The 18,474-nt window shown below is 64.8% G+C and carries 20 protein-coding genes and 1 pseudogene; 7 read left to right on the top strand and 14 right to left on the bottom strand.

Features of this window, described 5'->3' with window-relative positions; genetic code table 11:
* Positions 1 to 37 precede the first annotated feature (37 nt).
* Together BKG60_RS03665 and BKG60_RS03660 are read left to right on the top strand one after the other, a co-directional pair.
* Positions 38 to 1,183 carry a 3-ketosteroid-9-alpha-monooxygenase, oxygenase component gene (locus BKG60_RS03665; protein WP_070946631.1) on the top strand — a complete coding sequence of 382 codons (1,146 nt, stop codon included), beginning with the start codon at positions 38 to 40 and terminating at the stop codon, positions 1,181 to 1,183.
* A gap of 2 nt (positions 1,184 to 1,185) precedes the next feature.
* Positions 1,186 to 1,464, top strand: a complete 279-nt coding sequence (locus tag BKG60_RS03660; RefSeq protein ID WP_070946651.1) for a ferredoxin — start codon at positions 1,186 to 1,188, stop codon at positions 1,462 to 1,464.
* Positions 1,465 to 1,481: 17 nt separating this feature from the next.
* Here the strand turns inward: BKG60_RS03660 and BKG60_RS03655 are convergent, their stop codons facing one another.
* From BKG60_RS03655 to BKG60_RS03635, 5 genes are all read right to left on the bottom strand, one after another.
* Positions 1,482 to 2,105: a TetR/AcrR family transcriptional regulator gene (locus tag BKG60_RS03655; protein ID WP_131823436.1), complete on the bottom strand. Its 624-nt coding sequence runs from the start codon at positions 2,103 to 2,105 to the stop codon at positions 1,482 to 1,484.
* A gap of 59 nt (positions 2,106 to 2,164) precedes the next feature.
* Positions 2,165 to 2,608 (bottom strand): nuclear transport factor 2 family protein, encoded by a 444-nt coding sequence (locus BKG60_RS03650; protein WP_064961051.1) that lies wholly within the window; start codon positions 2,606 to 2,608, stop codon positions 2,165 to 2,167.
* A 20-nt stretch (positions 2,609 to 2,628) separates the two neighbouring features.
* Complete coding sequence (locus tag BKG60_RS03645) at positions 2,629 to 3,411, bottom strand: SDR family NAD(P)-dependent oxidoreductase (RefSeq protein ID WP_070946633.1); 783 nt, start codon at positions 3,409 to 3,411, stop codon at positions 2,629 to 2,631.
* 17 nt (positions 3,412 to 3,428) lie between these two features.
* Positions 3,429 to 4,505 (bottom strand): hypothetical protein, encoded by a 1,077-nt coding sequence (locus tag BKG60_RS03640; RefSeq protein ID WP_070946634.1) that lies wholly within the window; start codon positions 4,503 to 4,505, stop codon positions 3,429 to 3,431.
* A 134-nt stretch (positions 4,506 to 4,639) separates the two neighbouring features.
* The gene (locus tag BKG60_RS03635; protein WP_165617842.1) at positions 4,640 to 5,275 is read right to left on the bottom strand and encodes a TetR/AcrR family transcriptional regulator; all 636 of its coding nucleotides are present in this window, start codon (positions 5,273 to 5,275) and stop codon (positions 4,640 to 4,642) included.
* A 124-nt stretch (positions 5,276 to 5,399) separates the two neighbouring features.
* Here BKG60_RS03635 and BKG60_RS03630 point away from each other — a divergent pair, with 124 nt between their 5' ends.
* A complete protein-coding gene (locus BKG60_RS03630; RefSeq protein WP_070946635.1) occupies positions 5,400 to 6,302 on the top strand; it encodes an LLM class flavin-dependent oxidoreductase in 903 nt (300 codons plus the stop codon).
* Between the two features lie 17 nt (positions 6,303 to 6,319).
* Here the strand turns inward: BKG60_RS03630 and BKG60_RS03625 are convergent, their stop codons facing one another.
* The 3 genes from BKG60_RS03625 to BKG60_RS03615 form a co-directional block, all read right to left on the bottom strand.
* Positions 6,320 to 7,309, bottom strand: a complete 990-nt coding sequence (locus BKG60_RS03625) for an LLM class flavin-dependent oxidoreductase (RefSeq protein WP_070946636.1) — start codon at positions 7,307 to 7,309, stop codon at positions 6,320 to 6,322.
* Positions 7,306 to 7,692, bottom strand: a complete 387-nt coding sequence (locus tag BKG60_RS03620; protein ID WP_070946653.1) for a nuclear transport factor 2 family protein — start codon at positions 7,690 to 7,692, stop codon at positions 7,306 to 7,308. Before BKG60_RS03620 ends, BKG60_RS03625 begins: the two co-directional genes overlap by 4 nt.
* 75 nt (positions 7,693 to 7,767) lie before the next feature.
* A complete protein-coding gene (locus BKG60_RS03615) occupies positions 7,768 to 8,667 on the bottom strand; it encodes a helix-turn-helix domain-containing protein (RefSeq protein ID WP_075909242.1) in 900 nt (299 codons plus the stop codon).
* Between the two features lie 58 nt (positions 8,668 to 8,725).
* Between BKG60_RS03615 and BKG60_RS03610 the strand changes: the two genes are divergently transcribed.
* From BKG60_RS03610 to BKG60_RS03595, 4 genes are read left to right on the top strand one after another with little or no spacing between them, the layout of a single operon-like run.
* Positions 8,726 to 9,973 carry a sulfotransferase family protein gene (locus BKG60_RS03610; protein ID WP_070946637.1) on the top strand — a complete coding sequence of 416 codons (1,248 nt, stop codon included), beginning with the start codon at positions 8,726 to 8,728 and terminating at the stop codon, positions 9,971 to 9,973.
* Complete coding sequence (locus tag BKG60_RS03605; protein ID WP_070946638.1) at positions 9,973 to 11,223, top strand: MBL fold metallo-hydrolase; 1,251 nt, start codon at positions 9,973 to 9,975, stop codon at positions 11,221 to 11,223. Before BKG60_RS03610 ends, BKG60_RS03605 begins: the two co-directional genes overlap by 1 nt.
* On the top strand, positions 11,220 to 11,969 hold the full coding sequence (locus BKG60_RS03600) for an SDR family NAD(P)-dependent oxidoreductase (RefSeq protein WP_070946639.1): 750 nt from the start codon (positions 11,220 to 11,222) through the stop codon (positions 11,967 to 11,969). The genes BKG60_RS03605 and BKG60_RS03600 overlap by 4 nt, the downstream gene beginning before the upstream one ends.
* Positions 11,970 to 12,020: 51 nt before the next feature.
* Positions 12,021 to 13,031 carry a zinc-dependent alcohol dehydrogenase gene (locus BKG60_RS03595; RefSeq protein WP_070946640.1) on the top strand — a complete coding sequence of 337 codons (1,011 nt, stop codon included), beginning with the start codon at positions 12,021 to 12,023 and terminating at the stop codon, positions 13,029 to 13,031.
* 11 nt (positions 13,032 to 13,042) lie between these two features.
* Here the strand turns inward: BKG60_RS03595 and BKG60_RS03590 are convergent, their stop codons facing one another.
* The 6 genes and pseudogenes from BKG60_RS03590 to BKG60_RS03565 all read right to left on the bottom strand — a co-directional run.
* The gene (locus BKG60_RS03590; RefSeq protein ID WP_070946641.1) at positions 13,043 to 13,981 is read right to left on the bottom strand and encodes an alpha/beta hydrolase; all 939 of its coding nucleotides are present in this window, start codon (positions 13,979 to 13,981) and stop codon (positions 13,043 to 13,045) included.
* A gap of 1 nt (position 13,982) precedes the next feature.
* Positions 13,983 to 14,846 (bottom strand): SDR family oxidoreductase, encoded by an 864-nt coding sequence (locus BKG60_RS03585; RefSeq protein ID WP_070946642.1) that lies wholly within the window; start codon positions 14,844 to 14,846, stop codon positions 13,983 to 13,985.
* Positions 14,843 to 15,328, bottom strand: coding sequence for a polyketide cyclase (locus BKG60_RS03580; RefSeq protein WP_070946643.1), 486 nt, complete (start codon positions 15,326 to 15,328; stop codon positions 14,843 to 14,845). Before BKG60_RS03580 ends, BKG60_RS03585 begins: the two co-directional genes overlap by 4 nt.
* Positions 15,329 to 15,396: 68 nt before the next feature.
* Positions 15,397 to 16,458, bottom strand: a complete 1,062-nt coding sequence (locus tag BKG60_RS03575) for an acyl-CoA dehydrogenase family protein (protein ID WP_242663643.1) — start codon at positions 16,456 to 16,458, stop codon at positions 15,397 to 15,399.
* Positions 16,455 to 17,573: an acyl-CoA dehydrogenase family protein gene (locus BKG60_RS03570; RefSeq protein ID WP_242663644.1), complete on the bottom strand. Its 1,119-nt coding sequence runs from the start codon at positions 17,571 to 17,573 to the stop codon at positions 16,455 to 16,457. Before BKG60_RS03570 ends, BKG60_RS03575 begins: the two co-directional genes overlap by 4 nt.
* Positions 17,570 to 18,286: pseudogene (locus tag BKG60_RS03565) on the bottom strand (crotonase/enoyl-CoA hydratase family protein); the annotation flags it as partial. The gene BKG60_RS03570 and the pseudogene BKG60_RS03565, both read right to left, overlap by 4 nt.
* Positions 18,287 to 18,474 lie beyond the last annotated feature (188 nt).

Here is an 18,474-nt window from a genome sequence, read left to right as displayed (position 1 = left end):
CCTTCCCGCCGGTGCGTCATCGCAGTTCAATGGGGCCATGACGACGCACGCAGATACCGACGAAGTTCGGTTGATCGAGGCCGGTTCGGTACCCACCAGATTCGCCCGCGGCTGGCACTGCCTGGGGCTGGTCCGCGAATTCGGTGATGGAAAGCCTCACCAGATCAATGCCTTCGGGCAGAAGCTGGTGGTGTTCCGGGGGGAGGACGGCGCCATCAACGTGCTCGACGGGTACTGCCGGCATATGGGCGGGGACCTCTCGCAGGGGACGGTGAAGGGCAACGAGATCGCTTGCCCGTTCCACGATTGGCGCTGGGGCGGCGACGGCCGGTGCAAGATGGTGCCCTACAGCAAGCGCACCCCCCGATTGGCGAGAACCGCGGCCTGGCCCACGATGGAGCAGGACGGCATGCTGTTCGTCTGGAATGACCCCGAGCGCAAGCCGCCGCCGGCGGATGTGACTATTCCGCGCATCGAGGGGGCCACCAGCGATGGGTGGACCGAATGGCACTGGTACACGACGGTGGTCAACACAAACTGCCGCGAGATCATCGACAACGTCGTCGACATGGCGCATTTCTTCTACATCCACGGTTCGCTTCCCACTCATTTCAAGAACATTTTCGAAGGCCAAGTCGCGACTCAGTACATGAAGAGTGCGGGCCGGCCGGATATCGGCGATCCCGAGGGGTCCAAGCTGCTCGGCACCACCTCGCTGGCTGCCTACCATGGCCCGTCGTTCATGATCGATGATCTGACCTATCACTACCAGGAGTTCGACCAGCGCACGGTCTTGATCAACTGCCACTACCCGATCGACGCCAATTCTTTTGTGCTGCAGTACGGCATCGTGGTGGAAAAGAATGCGGCCATGCCGGAGGAACTCGCCATGGAGACCGCCATCGCACTCGGCGACTTCGTCAAGATGGGATTCGAGCAGGACGTCGAGATCTGGCGCAACAAGACCCGGATCGACAATCCGCTGCTCGTGGAAGAGGACGGGCCGGTGTACCAGCTGCGGCGCTGGTATGAGCAGTTCTATGTCGATGCGGCGGACGTCGCGCCGGACATGGTGGACCGCTTCGAATTCGAGCTGGACACCACCCGGCCGTATGAGGCTTGGATGAGGGAAGTCGAAGCCAATCTCGCTGCCCGCGCCGCCACCTCCGGGTCCGTGGGGTGAAGATGGCTGTCCGCCCGGACAATCGTCTCGACGACGCGCCGATGACGCCGGTGACGTGCGCGCGCTGTGGCGCCGGTGTCGAGGTGCGCAAGAGCAGCTGGAACCAGACCAGCGTTCAGTGGACTGGTACTGCCCTGGCCCGCTGCGAAGAGCGTTGCACAGCGGCACAGTTGGTCGGCGACGGTGGGCACGTTTTGTTCCTCGCCTGCTCGGCATTGGGTGTTTCCATCGTCGACGCAGTGAGTTCGGGAGCGTTGAGGGTCGTCGACGAGACGTCGTGAAGCCCGGAGACCGTCGGCTACCCCTTCAGGAGGCCGACGGTACGGGCGATCCGTTCTGACAGTTCCGCCACCGCGATGCGCTGCTGAGCGAATGCTGCGACATTGGACATCCAGACGTCGGAGAGGATTTCGGCAGCGCCGATCTCTCTCGTCGCCGAATCTTCGCCTCCGACGGCACGAACAAAGATCCGAACGGTCTGCCGTCGCACCAGGTCGGCCTGGGTCGCAGCAGCGCCGTCAGCATAGAGGTACGGGCGAATCATGGCTTCGGCAAATTGTGGTGACGAGCAGAGCCTGCCGGTGAGGGCCAGGGAGACCTGCAGCAGACGCTGAAACGGATCCGTGTCGCTGGTGCCGCAACGATACTCAGTTTCGAAATCCCACAGCCATTCGTAAAAACATGCGAGCAGCAGGTCGTCCTTCGATGGGAAGTATTGGTACACAGTGCTGGCCGACATGCCCGCCGTCGCGGCGACTGTACGGATCTGGCATGCGTCGTAGCCCTGGAGAGCCAGTGACGTCGCAGCATTGACGATCCGCTCGCGACGGGCCCTCCGGCGCGCAGTGAGTTCTGTTGTCCCCGAATATGATTCGGGGGTCATCAGGCACGTCGTCTCCACATTCAACTCAGATGACCTCACGATGACAACACTAGGTTCGCCTCAGCTGTTTGAGCACCCGTGCTCTCGCTGACCGGGCACTAGCTACCAAAGATTTCCAGCGGACCCACATGCGCACGGTTGGCCTTGATGCGCTCGGTGATACGCCAACGACCATCGCTGTCCCGCCGCCAGGTGTCGTGGTAGTCGCCCAGCGTGTAGAAGCGGGTCGACGGGTCGCCGGCCGCATTCAGGTGAACGTCGCGGATGTAGGCCTTGCTCGTGGCAGTGTCGTCGACGACATCGATGATGATGTTTCCCAACAGATGTTGGGTGGGGCCACAATTGTCGAGGAATCCGCGAATCATGTCGACGATCGCGGCAACGCCCACCAGGCGTCCGGTGCCGAAATCTCCTTCGACATCGTCGGCCAGGATCGCGGCCATCGCCGCCCAGTCCCGGTTGTCCATGGCGCGGGCGAACAGATTCAGCGCCCGTTCGATGTCTCGCTCATCGCGCAGCACCCTCAGGGCGACTGAATCCATGCCCACATTCCTTCCACTGCTCAGGCGTGCGCGCCGCCATCGACGCGAATCTCGGTGCCGGTGATGAACGCACCGTCATCAGAGGCGACCATGGCGATGACCGATGCTACTGCGCCTGGGTCCCCGAGGATTTCGCTTTCGGTGCCGTGCAACAGCGGGGTCTGCTTGGCCCAGAGGCCTAGGTCGTATCCCTCCGGCATCTTGTCCAGCGTGCTGTTGGCCAGGGCCGTGGAAACCCCACCCGGCTGGATGTTGACCGCGCGCAGACCTTGCTTCGAGTACTCCAGTGCCAGTGAGTGGGTGAAGCTGAGGATGCCGCCCTTACTGGCTGCATAGGCCGCCATGTAGGGGTGCGCGAACGTCGCAGCGGTGGACGTGAAGTTCACGACGACACCCCGTCCCGATTCCAGCAGCGCCGGGAGCGCCTGACGTGTCATCAGGAAGGTGCCGGTGAGGTTGACCGCCAAGGTGCGGTTCCACTCCTCCAGAGTGGTTTCGTGTGTGTGCGAACAGTTCTGCATCGCAGCCACATTGACCAGGACCTCAAGTCCGCCCAACTCGGCCACCGCCACCGACACCGCGGCGATGACGTCCGCCTCGCGGGAGATGTCGAGGACGGCCGTGGTGAGCTGCTTGGCGGTGCCGGCAGCTTCGGCGGCCGCCGCAGTCGTCGCCAGGCCGTCGGCGGAGATGTCGTAGGCGACGACCGTCGCACCTTCGTCGAGCAGGCGGGCCACCGTGGCCGCGCCGATACCCGACCCCGCGCCGGTGACGATGACACGACGATCTGAGAAACGGTCCATCAGATGTCCCTTCGAGATCAGGAGAGTTGAAAGGCGGAGATGGGAGCCTCTTCCGGGTAGCTGCTGGGGCCACCGAGGTCGTAGGCGGCGTTGAGCGCTCCGATGAACGCCGGGTCATGCAACGGCTCGCCGGGTACGTCGAGCTTGATGCCCTTGACCTTGAGATCGTCGACCATCATTCCGATGGCGCGTTCGATCGTGATGTCGTCCGAACCGTCCATGTTCTTCTTGAGTTCTTCGTAGTCGGAGAACACCTCGGCAGACCAGTGGACGAGGAACCTCAGCTCGTCGGTGTGGTGGCGGGCAATGACATCTTCGCCGTTCTTCAGCAGCCACTGGTCGCGGTCTGCCGGGTCCCCGGTGAACACGGTGTCGAAGGCCAGGCCAGCCGGAACCTGCTGAGCCAGTGGGCCGTTAGCTTCTCCGCGGTGCATCATCATCTCGTTCTGCACCACGACCCCGCGGTTGTTGATCGGCGGTTGGACCCGGGCGGGTGGCTTGAGCGGGCCGTCGGGCCAGTAGGTGAAGCCGGAACCCTCATCCAGGGAGAACCAGGTGATCACCTGCGCCATCTTGATCAGGTAATCGTTGAACAGGCCGGACTTGCCCATCACGCTGCACAGCCAGGTGGGGGCGTTCTCATAGCGGACGCCGCGGAAGCTGGGGGAGTCCAGATGACCGGGGTCGCGGTTGGCGCACGGACCGTTGATGTTGAACAGCATTATCTCAGGCTTGGCGTACTGCGCATTCCAGTACTTCTTGGCGTGCTCAATGAATGTGGCGTTGTAGAAGCAGTCGTGCAACTCCGGGTACAGGACGGTCCCGTGGCTGGCCAGATGACCGCGGAACGTCGGGGTGAGGAACAGATCCAGCGATGGAGTGAAACCCTCAGGGAACGCACCGCTCATGGTGGCCATCAATTCGTCCGCCGATGCGAAGTGCTGCGCGATGATGAGGTTCCACGGCCCTTGAGTCCGTACGACTTCGAGGAGTCTCTGCTTCTGGTCGTCGGTGTATACATCCGTGATCTCGCGAGGAGGGGCCGCGGGACGCAGGATGTCGGACAGCTCGAGGCGCCGTTCATCGGTCAGCATTTTCTTGTCTCCTAAAAGGCATTCACCGTTTCGGTCGTTCGAGTGTGGCGGCATGGCGAGGCATCGAACGTGACGGTGACCGCTGATCGGGAACCCAATTCACGGCGCCACCAGCAAACGCCGGCCAAGTGCAGCTATTCGGCGCCAGTTGCCGGGCCGCGGGAAATCGTCGTTGCGCGGCATACCAACGTCACAAGCGAGTCGATCTCCTGGTCAGTCAGCGCTCGCCCGTCGAAGAGTGAGACAGACACCGCCGGCGCCAGCATCATCTGAAGGACGATGGCCGGATCCACGTCAGGATCCACCTCGCCACGGCCCATGGCGCGCCCGATCATCGCGAACCAATGCGGGAGATCGTTTCGGCACCAGCCCATCATCGCGTCGTTCAGGCACGGGTACCGACCGGAAATCATCGTGGCGATGATCCCGCGTTCGACGGGATCGGCTGCAAGCGAGGCGAGTTGGGTGACCAGCGCGCGAACGTCGCTCTTCCATGCCCCGGTGTCGGGAGCATCTGTGCGATGACGCGCGTGGAATGCCAGGGCATCGTTCAGCAACTCGGTCGAGGTGGGCCACCACCGGTAGACGGTGCCGCGGTTAACGCCCGATCGTTCGGCGACTTCCGCGATCGGCAGCTCGATCTTCCCCTCGGTCAAGAGCTCCAGGCAGGCGCGCATTACCGATTCGCGGATGCGCTCGCTACGTCCGCCGGGCCGGACCCGTGGCTTGGCCACCGAAACCGGCGAGGTGCGATCCACTGAAGCGCTCACATTCCTCGATCTCGAGATGCTGGACAGCATCGAGTGTCATGTCGCTGGCCGAGTCGGCGTATTGGGGCGCCCACTGAGCGGGATGAACGGCGGCACTATCGCGACAAGTTGATCAAATAACCACATGCACATCACCATGGGTCTCCCGACCCTCTTTCCCCACGGACGCGAGACGGAGCTCCTGTGGTACCGCAAGATCGACGACGGACCGTGGGACGGCCTTGCAACCTACGAACGGCTGCTCTATCCAGACAGCTGGTCGGTCGTTCCGCAGCTCGCTGCCGCGGCAGCGATGACCGAGCGCGTGCGGCTCTGGACTGATGTCGTCGCGCTCCCGATGCGAAACCCGGTTCTGTTCGCGAAGGATCTGGCTACCATCGACGTCCTGTCGGGCGGGCGCCTGACGCTCGGAGTCGGCATCGGCGCGTGGGACGAGGACTACCTCGCGGTCGGCGCCGCGCTCGACCGGAAGCGACAACGCATGGACGAGGCTGTACTGGTGTTGCGCAAAGTGTGGGCCCAAGAGCCTCCGATCGAAGGGCACCATCCTGTGGGGCCCGCGCCGGTCCAGGTCGGGGGTGTTCCGCTCGTCGCCGGCGTGGTCGGCCCGAAAGCCCTCGCGCGAGCCGCGCAATGGGCTGTCGGCGTGAGTGATCCGGCACATTCGCTTCACTTCGACGCCGAGGCGTTGGCCGCGCAGCGCGAGCGCGTCACACAGGCCTGGCAGTCAGCCGGCCGGACCGAAAAGCCGCACTTCTCCGCGCCGGTCTGGTTCGCACTCGGTCCAGATCCGGAGAACCAGCTCAGAGAGCATGTACGGGACTTCTGGCATCAGGATGTTGCCGTCACCGGACCGGCGGCCTCGTACCTGACAGCCCCGACCGCCGGGACGCTGAACTGCGGAGCATCAGGGCTCCTTGCCGCCGTGAACGGTGCGCGCGAAGCGGGTCTCGACGAGCTCCGGCTCGTCCCGACGACCGCCGATCCCGACGAGATCGATCGAGCGCGTGAGGTGCTCGGTATCTAGTCCGGCCGGCATGAACGTCAGGCCAACCGCGGCAACACGTCGTCGGTCAGCAGCTGCAGCGATTTCCACGCTTCGTCGATCGGCATGCCGCCGACGAGAGGGTGCAGGACCAGCGCTCCGTAATCAGGGCAATCGCGAACTTCGGCGACGAGTTGGTCGGGTGTCAGGAAGCGGTACCGGCCCGATGCCCGCACTTCCTCGAGGCTTTGAACGCCCGGCAGGTGCATCGATGACAACGCACGATCGCGAGACCAAGCGCCATAAGTTACGGCTTCCCAAAGGATGTGGCTACCGAACTCCTGCCAGGCCTTGTCCGGGTCCTCGCAGAGGTAGACCATGCCGCGATTGACGGGTGCAGGCATGATCAACAGCGGCTCGATACCGGCCTGCCCACATAGCTCTTGGTAGTACCGAGCCAGGTCTGGCTGATGTGCCGGCAAGCTGAGCCCCAGCCCGAACCGCACGGCACGGCGTGCCGTCGCACGCACCCCGCCGCCGACGTAGAGGGGCGGATGTGGCTTGGACCAGGTGGCAGACGCCAAGCGCGCAGTGGGGTCGTGCTCCACGATCGGCGAGCCCGACCACGCCGCCAGCATGGTGAGCAACAGGTGGTCCATCAATGGCGCGCGCCGGCTGAAATCCGCACCCAGCGCACTGTATTCGACCTCGCGATATCCCAGGCCGACGGTCGTGTGCAACCGTCCTCCGCTCACGGTGTCGACGAATGCGATGTCTTCGGCCAGTCGGACGGGGTTCCATAGGGGTCCCAGTGCGCAGTCGATGCTGAGAAAGAGGTTCTCGGTGCGTTGCAGGAACATGGCCGCCGCCATGACCGGGTTGCTGCTCCACCCGTGTCCGGTGACGTGGTGTTCATCGATGCTGACGGCAGCGACGCCGCGCCGGTCACCCCATTCCGCCAGTTCCATTGCAGCCGAGATGATCTCGCGTCTCGTCGCCGGATCGCCGTCGGGTGAGGCGAAATTGAAACGAAGAATCGGTACGGTCATTCTGCTGCCTTAATGTCCGATGCGGAAAAGAATGACCTGACCGAGGTGATCTTGCCGTCTACGTCGAAGGTCATGATGTCGATCGGTTCGAGGTGCAACGGGCCGTCGCCGGCATCGAAGGCAATCCGGAACTGGAACGCGGCTTCTTGCCCACAGACACGCAGCGACTGCAGCGTCGTTGTGCGTTCGAGTGCTCCCAACGATGCGAAGAACTCTCGGATCTCTGTCGATCCCACGCGGGGCGCTGTGCCCACCGGGTCCTCGACGCTGGCGTCTTCGGCGAAGAGCTCGAGGATCTGGTCGGCGGTGCCCGTTGCTATCAGGTGCAGGTATCGGCTCACCGTCTCGGTGATGGTCGCGGTCAGGTCTGGGGTATCGGTCATGGGCGAACGGTAGATCGAATGAAAGGTGGCGGACGACCATGTTCCGTTGAGCGGCACAGAGTCTCGATTCGCACGTCATTCGGTTGTAAGCCCGGCACGTATCGCTGCGTCGCGTGCGAACTCGACCACGCCGGCGCCTACGGTTTCGAGCTCCTGAGGACGCATCGTCCGGTACGGCTGTGCCGAGACCGTCATGACCACCGTCCCCGCGTCATCGAAGATCGGGGCCGAGATGGTTGCCAGAGGTGTCGCATCGGGTTCGTCTGTCGGTAGCTGATCGACCACGGTCAGATCTGCCACGGCGGCGGCCAGGCGCGTCGACAACGGCCCGGGTGGTGTGCCGTTGTCGAGTGCCTTCAGAGCGGTGAACACTTGCAGGAGTGGATCGCTGAGACGTTCTATGCCGTAGCCCCGGACTTGAATCTCATTCAGTACCTGACTGATTCGCCGGCGAAAGGGCTGGTTGACCGGGCCCGCTGCAGCGAGCCAGTCGGCGCGTTCGGACGCCGGTGCCCAGGCGACGAATTCGCGGCCGAAGGGGGCAACGAAGGGGAGCCGCAGACCGGCGGGCACGGGTGCGCGGGTACCGGGTGCGGCGGCGGACTCGACGACGACGATGGTTCGGTCTTGGAGTGCGGAGATGCACATCGGCATGCCCAGCGTGGCGCACAAGTGCTGAAGTGGTTCACGCAGTGAACGGGACGGCGATCCATCGGGATCTCCAAGGCCCGACAGCGTGGGCCCCAAGGAGAACCTCCCACTGAGTGGGTCACGCGAGACCCATCCACGAGCGCACAACGTGTGGACGATCGCGTGGCCAGTCGACCGGCTCACATCCAGCTCACGGCATATTTCGGCCAACGTCGGCCGGTCGGCGGGCCGCCGCACCAGCAACTCGATGATGTCGACCACCCGGGTGGTCGGGGGTGACAGGTCTTGACCCGCAGGCACAGACGGGCCTAGCTTTCCGTTCATATATTCGGACAGCCTATAACGAATATTCGACATCGCAATACATGGAGGCGTATCGACCATGCTGGAAACCACAGTCGATGATCTGGTCTCGCCGCGTCTGACAGCAACGCAGCAAGCAGTTCTTGACCAAGTCGCCGATTTATCCGTTGATCTGTCCCCAGATGCCTTGATCCGTGAGGCAAGGGAGCGGGCCGGCGTCAGCGATTTCGGTTCCGATGACTTCCGGCCCCGCCTCGACATGTATGCGGCGGCGATCGATGCGGACGCGGGAAACACGAACCTCAATCGAATCAACCTGCGCCAGAGAACTGTTCGGTTGCTCACTCAACGCCTGCTGCTGACCGATCTGCTGCGCCGGTATCCCGAGATCCACGACATCGAGATCGAGCGCCCCATGATCGTCGTCGGACTTCCTCGTTCGGGGACGACTCACCTGGTCAATCTCATCGCGGCGGACCGCCGGCGGCGCGCTCTCCCGTACTGGGAGTCCCAGGAACCTTTCCCGCTGCGGGGGGAGGGCCCTGCCGTCGATGGAACGGATCCCCGATATGCCCGCTGCGCCGCGGAACACGAGGGGGCACAGGTCATGGTCCCGCTGCTCCAGGCGATGCACGATCGGTTTCCCGCGGCCATCGAGGAGGAAGTCGAGCTGTTGGATCTCGACTTCGCCAGCTACGTCCTGGAATGGCACGCGCGGGTGCCCTCGTGGCGCGATTTCTACTACGGCCTGGATCAGAACGAGCATTACGCATACCTACGCACGACCCTCAAGGCCCTGACCTTCCTGCGTGGACCACGCACCTGGGTGCTGAAGTCGCCACAACACTGTGAGCAGTTGGGCCCGTTGATCAACACCTTCCCCGATGCCACGGTGGCCTTCACCCACCGGGATCCGGTTGCGGTCATCCAGTCGGCGGTGACCATGTTGGCCTACGGCGATCGAATCCGCCGCCACGACGTCGACCCCGAGTCTCTGGTCGACTACTGGACCGATCGTGTCGAGACACTTCTGCGCGCCTGCGTGCGAGACCGCGATCTCGTCCCCGCTAATCAGAGCCTCGACATCGCCTTTCACGACCTCAACGGAAAGGAGCTGACCATCCTCGAAAAACTCTATGGATACAACGGTACCGACATGACCGGCGACGCCAAGGCCGCATTTGGTGCCTATCTCGACAGCAACCCGCGCGGAAAGCACGGCCGAATGCGCTACGAACTCGAACGCGACTTCGGCCGCTCGCCCGAGGACATCCGGTCCCGGTTCGACTTCTACTTCGAGCGTTTCGACGTCAGGAAGGAAGCATGATGACCGATTTCGAGCCGATCTACCGCAGCCGCCCAGGAGCCGAGTCGATCGTCGGTGCGAATGCCCCCGCCGCGCAAGAGGTTTCCCCCGGCATCTGGTGGTCTCCGGGACTGTCGAACTCGTTCCTCATCCCGACCAGCGAGGGACGGATCGTCGTCAACACCGGCATGGGTTTCGAAGCGCAAGTGCACCGGTCGAACTACGACGCGGTCGATTCGACGCCGATCCGCTACGTCATCCTCACCCAGGGGCACGTCGACCACGTGGGCGGCATCGACGTACTGAGCGACCCGGGGACGGACGTCATCGCGCACGCCGACTGGGTGACGTGGCGACGGGACAACGAACTGCTGGCACCCTTCAGGACCGCGAACTCGTCGTTCGCTTGGCTCGAAAAGGTGATGTCTGCCATTGCCTACGCGACCAAGCGCTTCGGCGGACCGCCGCCTCCTCAAGGTGTTCCCACCCCGACGATCACCGTCGAGGACCGACTCGAGTTGTCGTTGGGCGATCGGCGCCTGGAACTCCTCGCCACACCAGGTGGAGAGACCACGGACAGCTTGGTGGTGTGGCTGCCGGACGAGAAGGTCTGCCTGTGCGGCAACGTCTTCGGGGCGCTCTTCGGCCACATCCCGAACCTGGTCACGATGCGCGGTGACCGCTACCGCGACGCGCTGACCGTCATCGATTCGATCGAACGCGTCCGGGCGCTCGGTGCCGAGGTTCTGCTGACCGGTCACTTCGGGCCCATCACGGGCCGCGAACGGATCGACTGGGAACTGGGCAGACTTCGCGACGCGGTGGCCTTCATCCACGACGAGACCGTGGCCGGCATGAACCAGGGCAAGGACGTCCGCACCCTGATGCGCGAGGTCCAGTTGCCGCCCGAGCTCGAAGTCGGGCAGGGCTACGGCAAGGTGAGCTGGAACGTCCGTGCGATTTGGGAGAACTACGCCGGCTGGTTCCACCATGAATCCACCGCCGAGCTCTATCCCGATGCCGTGGAACCGGTTTCGGCACATCTTGTCGAACTCGCCGGCGCCGACGCGCTGGTGGACCGGGCCCGTGCGCTGCTGGAGGACGGTGACCCGGTCAACTCGATCCGGCTCGCCGAGGTGGTCACCACCGTGCAGGACGACCATGCCGGGGCAATCGGTGTTCTGCGCGCCGCACACGAACTCCTGCTCGAAGAAAGCACCAACTTCTGGGAATCCGCCTGGCTGCGGGAACGAATCAAGGAGCTGTCTTGACCAACAATCTCGCCTTCGACTTCACCGGCGCTACCGCACTCATCACGGGTGGGACCAGCGGCATCGGGCACGCCACGGCGCTACGGTTGCGCGACGCCGGCGCCGAGGTGACCGTCACCGGGACCAAACCCGATCCGTCCCACTACGCGGTGGACCTCGACGGCCTGTCCTATCGGCAGCTCGACATGATGGATGTGGACGGAACCGGTGAGCTCGCCGCCGAATTCTCGACTCTGGACATCCTCGTCAACAACGCCGGTGCCAACTTCCCGGGCGGCCTGGACGAGTCGACGGCCCCAGGCTTCGAGGCTTCGGTGAACGTCAATCTCCTGGCTCCTTTTCGGCTGACGACAGCGCTGCACGCCGCGCTGAAGGCTTCGACGGCTGCCGGCGGGGCCAGCGTGGTGATGCTGGCGTCGATGGCGGCAATTCGTGCCGTGGCAATGGTGCCCGGTTATGGCGCGGCCAAGGCGGGTGTCCTGTCGCTGACCCGCAACCTGGCGGCACAGTGGGCGGTTGACGAGATCCGGATCAACGCGGTGGCACCCGGGGTGATCGAGACGCCGATGACCGCCCCGATGGACTACGTCCCCGAGGTGAAGCAGGCACAGGTCGACCACATTCCCCTTGGCCGATTCGGAACTCCCACCGAGATTGCCGATGCCATCTTGTTTCTGTGCACCCGGAGTGCGTCGTACTGCACGGGCTCGGCTTTCGTCGTCGACGGCGGCTACAGCGTGCAGTAGGGGCGTGCCACCTCCGCATTTCGTCAACTACCCACCAAACCAGGAGTGCACATGAAGATTTCGATCGTCGACGGCCCGGGCCACACCGATGTTGTCGAACGGCCCGACCCGGCTGTCGGTCCCCGCGACGCATTGGTGAAGATACGGGCCTGCGGGATCTGTGGAACCGACGCGTTCTACATCTCGATCGGCGGACTGCCACCGCATCAGGGCGCCATGCCGCTGGGACACGAGCCTGCGGGCGAAATCGTCGCGGTCGGCAGCGAGGTGACCGACCTCGCGGTCGGTGACCACGTCGTCGTCGATCCCATGGCGTCGCCTGACGACATCATCGGAAATGGCGGCGCCCGCGGTGCTCTCGCCGAGTTGCTGCTCGTGCACGACGCCGTCCGGGGCAAGAACCTGGAGGTCATCCCGGACTTCGTTCCGTTTGAGGTCGCTGCGCTCAATGAGCCCATGGCCGTTGCCCGGCATGCGGTCAACCAGGTTGCGCCCGGTCCGGCCGACAAGGTCGTCGTTTTCGGGGCTGGGCCCATCGGACTGGGTGCGACGATCGCGTTGAAGTCACGTGGGGTCGGCCATGTCGTCGTGGTCGACGTGCTCCCCGCCCGTCTGGACAAGGCGCTCAAAGTTGGTGCCGACGCGGTGATCAACTCGGCCGAGGACGATCTTGCTGCGAGGCTGACCGAGCTTCATGGGCCTGGCGACTCGGTATGGCCGGGTAAGGCGGGCACCGATGTATACCTCGACGCCGCGGGTGTTCCGGCGGTGATCGACAGTGCACTGGGATTGGCGAAGCGAGGTGCCAAGCTGGGAGTGGTTGCGGTACACAAGGAACCGGTAACGGTGGATCTCATCAACCTGATGAGCAACGAGATAACGATCATCGGCTCGATGGGGTACCCGACGGAGATTTTCGAGGTCACCCGCGACATCGTCGCGGACTGGGAGAAGTACGCGGTGATCGTCAGCCACACGTTCGGGTTCGACGATGTCGACGAGGCGCTGGGAATGGCTGCCACTCCGGGCGCTGCCGACAAGATCGTCGTCACCTTCGACTGAGGCACCGTCCCTCAGAAGGTCAAGGGATGTGCGAACCTCGCCCGGAGCAGCGCGGCGGTCTCGGCCATCGCCAACCGCCCGCGCGCCGTGGCATCCGAGCGCATCAGAAAGCCGTGGTACATACCGGGATAACGCGTGACAGTGGTCTGCACGCCCGCATCGCGCAGGCGCCCGGCGTAGCGTTCACCCCAATCCCGGATCGGGTCGCACGCCCCGGTGACGACGATCGCCGCCGGCAGGCCGCTCAGGTCGGTGGCATAGGCCGGAACCTGATACGGGTCACGCGGAGCCCCGCCACGGTCGACCAGCTCGTGCATGTAGACGATGTCCTCATTGCGAAGCAGTGGGGCGTCGGGCATCGAGATGATGGAGGCGGCCCCCATGTCGCGGTCCAGGCCGGGGTACAGCAGCACCTGGACGCAGATTCGCGGACCGGCATGATCGCGGGCGGCCAATGCCACTGCGGCGGCCAGCGATCCCCCGGCGCTGTCCCCGACAACTGCCAGCCGGCCGGCGTCGAGGCCGAGGTGATCGGCGTTGGCAGCGACCCATTCGGTGGCGGCATAAGAATCGTCGAATTGCGCCGGTGGCGGAGATTCCGGTGCCAGCCGGTAGTCGACCGCCGCGACGGCGGCGCCGCTGGCGCACGCCAATTCACGGGCGAGGGGCTCGAACGAATGGTTCGAGCCCATCACCAGCCCGCCGCCGTGCAGGTACACCAGCACCGGTAGTCCGGGCGCGGGGCTGGGCCGATAGAGGCGTAGCGGTATCGGACCGCCCGGGCCCGTGGCCGTCAGGTCTTCGATGCCCGCCATGGCCGGCATCTCCGGAAGAGGGGCGCATTCAAGCCCCTCACGGACGGCGGCGAGGCCGCGGGCCCGCATCGGAGCTATCTGGCCGGACGAGGCCACCCGTTCAGCGGCGTCGGGATCAAGTGGTGGATAAGCCATTTCAGTTCTTTGCCGGGTCGAAGCGGCGCTCGGTCCGCAAACGGGGCGCTTCCTGGCCACTCAAGACACGAGCCCGTTCCGCCATGGCAGATCCTACGTAGTCCGGTTGCGTGAGCAGGAAGAACTTGCCCTCGGCAGCCTGGTCGAAGACCACCTCCGCCGCGGCCAGCGGATCCATCGCCTCGGCCTTGATGTCGAGCATCGCGGTGCGTTGTCCTTCGGCCGCACCCGTGTCCCCCGAGTCCACCCCGCCCGCGGATTCGAAGATGCTCGAGACCACGGCACCCGGTAGCACTGCCTGGACGTGCACATGGTGGTCATGGCCGGCGGACTGCACTTCCAGATGCAGACATTCGGTCAGAGCGAGTACCGCGTGCTTGCTCATGATGTAGGGCGCCTGCAGCGGAACCACGGCGACACCGCCGATCGAGGACAGGTTCCATACCCAGGCAGGTTCGTCGGTGGCCATCATCTTCGGCAGGAATGCCTTGACGCCGTGGAACACGCCGCTGATGTTGATGTCGACGACGCGTTGCCAGTTGGAAACCGGGGTGTCCCACAGATACCCGAACTGTTCGATACCGGCGTTGTTCACCAACAGGCGTACCGGCCCGAAGTCGCGGTAGACGTCATCGGCCAGCGCCTGCACCGCGTCCGCATCCCGCACATCGCAGACCACGTCGGTCGCGGATCCGCCTGCGGCGTCGATTTCTTCGCGGAGGCCCGCGATGGCCTCGGCGTTGACGTCGACCAACACCACCGTCATACCCAACTGGCTGGCATACCGGGCCAGACCGGCGCCGATTCCGGCGCCGGCTCCCGTGATGACGGCGATGCCGCCACCGAAGATTTCTCGGGCGCTCACGCGGATTGCGCAGCCGCGGCCTTGGCGGTGTGCTCGGCGAGCGGGACCGAGTCCTCGGCGTCGAGCACGACGTTCAGCGAGGTGAAGACCAGACCGTCTTCCGACCGCCGGATGCCGGCGTCGACGACGCCACTGGACACCGCGAACGGAACATTGTTGGTGATCTGGTTGACGAACAGATAGAACCGGACGTTGGTGACTTCGCCGTCGGTTCCCGTGCGGTACACGTTGGTGATGTGATGGCGGCACGGGTACGGATTCACGTTGCGGTGCTCGATGAGCCAGGCCAAAGTTTCGGCCTTGCCGTGCAACTCGGCGGCGAGCAGGTCCTCGAACGGGCACGCCCCCGAGTCGGAACGGCTCAGGTACTCCATCTCGACCCCGATGCGGGGGCCCAATTCTTCGAAGTGGCCCTGGTCGTAGTGGAACCAGAAACCGGAGATGAATTCCTGGACCTCAGACAGGGTGATCTCGTTGCTCATGTCTGCAGTCAACCTGGGATGTGGCGCCGGTAACAGCACCGGTGACCGGTCAGCGGAACGTCAAACAGCTAAGTGCCGGCAATCAACGCCCAGAGCTGTTGTCCGCCTGCCGCAACGGCCGCCGCCGCAACTTGATCGTCCCAGAAGCGCACAGACCCGTATTCCGAGCGCCAGGCCAGGGCGGCACGGGTGTACTCATGGAGTCGATGCTCGTGGGTGGTGCCGATCGCGCCGTGCACCTGGTGCGCGTTGCGGGTCACGACCGAGGCGGCATGTCCCGCACACGATCGCGCGGTCGCGATCTGGAAATCCAGTTGAGCTGACTGCCAGCCCGTCCCGATCGCAGTGTGCAGTGCAGCCTCGGTGGCGGCCCGCGCCAGCGCCGACTCTGCTGCCGCATCCGAGATCAGGTTCTGAACCGCCTGGAACTTCGCCAGCGGGCGCCCGAACTGCACCCGTGACGCCACGTGCTCGATGGACAGCGCCACCGCACGATCGAGCGCCGCGCACACCTGGATCGCCCGTACCATCGCCGATTTGCGGCCGAGCTCGTCCACCAGGCCGGTGGGCACCGAATGGCCGGTGATTCCGGTGGTGTCGACGGTGATGGTGTCGCGCGGTTCGCCGATCAGGTTGATGCCGACGGCGAGCGACAGTTCCTCGGTGTCGAACTCGGTGAGCCGGTATTCGTCGCCGGCAGGCCAGAGTACGACGACCCTTTCCGCGTCAGCCGCCCACGGCACAGGTGTGGTGGATTCGCCGCTGCGTGGCGCCGCATACACCGTCCGCACGGCGTCATCGACGGGTCGGCCTAGGGTCTCCAACAGCCAACAGGCCAGCAAGTCGTGTTCGGCCAGCGGGATGCGGACACCGTGACGGACTGCCGCACTGAGCAACTCGGCAGCCTCGAGCCAACCTGCGCCGCTGCCACCGGATTCCTCCGCGCCGGTCAGGCGGACCAGTCCGAGGGAGTCGAGCCGCTGCCACAGTGCGCGGTCGTACTCGACGCGTTCGCCCGGGCGCCCGGTGGGCGCGGTCTGGCGGTAATCGGAGAAGACACCGTCCATCATGGCCGCCAGGTCGGGGTCCACCGCGGTCAGCGTGCCCAGGGCGAGTTCGGTGGTGCTCATCGCATACCCAATCCCCGCGCGATGACACCGCGCAGTACTTCGTTGGTTCCGCCGCGTAACGTGAAGCCGGGGCGCTGGTCCACTGCTGTGGCGACCAGGTGCGCCCACTCGGCGTCCGCGGCGGCGTCATCTCCGGTCTGCCGGTCTGCGTAGTCGGCGATGTCGCCTTCGACCGTGGTGCCGAGGACCTTGACGACCGCTGCCGGGACATCGGGATTCTCACCGCGCTCCAGGGCGCCGGCCACTGCGGTTGACATGTGATGCAGTCCGGCGACCCGCGCCACCAGGCGGCCCACCTGTCCATCAGGTGATTCGCCGTGCGCGACAAGGTGTTCGACATGCTGCGTGAGGAGCGGGAAGGTCGACAGGAATCGTTCCGGCCCGCTCCGCTCGAAGCTCAGCTCGGAGGTGACCTGGGTCCAGCCGTGGCCGATCTCGCCGAAGACCATGGCATCGGGCACGAACACCTCGTCGAGCACGACCTCGTTGAAGTGATGTCCGCCGTTCATCGAGATGATCGGGCGGACCTGCACGCCCAGGGTGCGCAGGTCGACGATGAACTGGCTCAACCCGGCATGCCGATGCGACGGATCGACCGGTTCTGTGCGGGCCAGCACGATGAAGGCATGAGCGCGGTGCGCTCCCGAGGTCCACACCTTGGTACCGGTGATCGACCACCCGCCGTCGACTCGTGCTGCACGGGTGCGGACGCTCGCCAGATCGGAGCCGGAATCCGGTTCGCTCATCCCGATGCCGAAGAAACATTCCCCGCGCACGATGCGAGGTAGGAACTCTGACTTCTGCTCTTCCGTCCCGTATTTCAGGAGCGACGGCACGATCTGGCGGTCGGCGATCCAGTGGGCGGCAACCGGGGCGCCCGCGGCCAGCAGTTCTTCGGTCACCACGAACCGTTCCTGAAACGAGCGGCCGTGACCGCCGTAGCGCACGGGAACGGTCATGCCCAGCCAACCCTGCTCCGCCAGGGCTGCGGTGAAGTTCTCGTCCCACCCACACAACCAGGCATCGACCGAAGGTGTGAATGCCCCGACGGCCAACTGTTCGGCCAGGAAGCCACGGACCTCCCGGCGTAACCGGGCCAGGTGCGCGCCCGTCACGATGTCCGCCACTTCGCGATGCGCTGTTGGTGCTCGGCGTCGTGGTGGGCCAGCGGCTGCATTGCCGCCGCCATGGAGAGCGTCGATTCCAAGGAGCCGGTGATCGATTCCTGCAGCAGGCGCTTGGCCATCCGAAGCGCGCGCGGCGGGTTGACCGCGATCTTGTCGGCGAGTGTGCGAGCCTCAGACAGCAGTTCGTCGTGCGCTACCACTCGGCTGACGAGTCCCCACTCCAACGCCGTTGCGGCGTCGATCCGTTCGCCGGTGAACGTCAGTTCGGCGGCGCGGGCGTAGCCGATGGCGCGAGGGAGGAACCAGGTGCCGCCATCGCCCGGGATGAGGCCGAGCTGCACGAAGCTCTCGGCGAAGGATGCGCGCTCGGAGGCAATCCTGATGTCGCACATCATCGCCAGATCGCACCCGGCGCCGATCGCTGCGCCGTTGACCGCAGCGATGAGAGGGACTTCGAGGCGACCCAGAGCACGTGGGATCCGTTGGATCCCATCGATGTAGGCCCGTCGCTGGTCGATGGCATCCAGACCGAACATGCCCTGACGGTCGGCCATCTCCTTGACGTTGCCGCCGGCCGAGAAGGTCTTGCCCGCACCGGTGAGGATGACGGCACCCACGGTGTTGTCGGCGTTGACCGCATCCACCTTGTCCTCGAATGCGGCGATGACGTCCTTGCCGGTGATGGCATTGCCGACCTCAGGCCTGAGTTAGGACACCTCTTCCAGGTTTTCGTGCTGGAATCTCTGTGACCTGCAGCTTTGGTTTCTGCAGGTCGGGTTCTGGCTTACTAAGCGGGTAGGGTCCGGTGGGTGTTCGTGCGCAAAGTGCGCACCGCCTCGGGCGCGGTGGCAGTGCAGGTGATGCGCAAAGACGGGCGCCGCGACGTCGT

This window comes from Mycobacterium syngnathidarum, from assembly GCF_001942625.1.
Lineage (GTDB): Bacteria > Actinomycetota > Actinomycetes > Mycobacteriales > Mycobacteriaceae > Mycobacterium > Mycobacterium syngnathidarum.
The sequence above is the reverse complement of the archived record's forward strand: the minus strand, read 5'-3'. Positions and strand labels throughout refer to the sequence as shown.